Here is a 306-nt window from a genome sequence, read left to right as displayed (position 1 = left end):
TCAGTTGCAAACTCTGTGCCATAACTAGCATTTGCACTTTGAGCACTAGAAGCTTGTGCTTTCTGTGCCTCTGATTGTGCGTTTGCTTGTTTTACTGCTTGTACATTCGTTTCAGTTGCAAACTCTGTACCATAGCTAGCATTTGTACTTTGAATGCTAGCACCAGAAGTTGCCTTATTATAACCTTGTTGTTTTTTACTCATCTTTCTCACCTCCAAAATCAATAATGTAACCAATTCACCTAATAGTTATCCGTAATTTTCTTTTAAAAAATTCCGCATATATCTCTTATTACTCATTCAAACT

1 protein-coding gene is annotated in these 306 nt (G+C 35.6%); it reads right to left on the bottom strand.

Annotation, left to right across the window (positions count from 1 at the left end):
- The coding region (locus KI356_RS28055) for a gamma-type small acid-soluble spore protein (RefSeq protein ID WP_212937102.1) at positions 1-203 on the bottom strand (203 nt) is incomplete at its 3' end.
- Positions 204-306: the final 103 nt, after the last annotated feature.

This window comes from Bacillus hominis (assembly GCF_018332515.1).
GTDB classification, from domain to species: Bacteria; Bacillota; Bacilli; order Bacillales; family Bacillaceae_G; genus Bacillus_A; species Bacillus_A hominis.
This window is presented reverse-complemented; position numbering and strand designations above follow the sequence as displayed.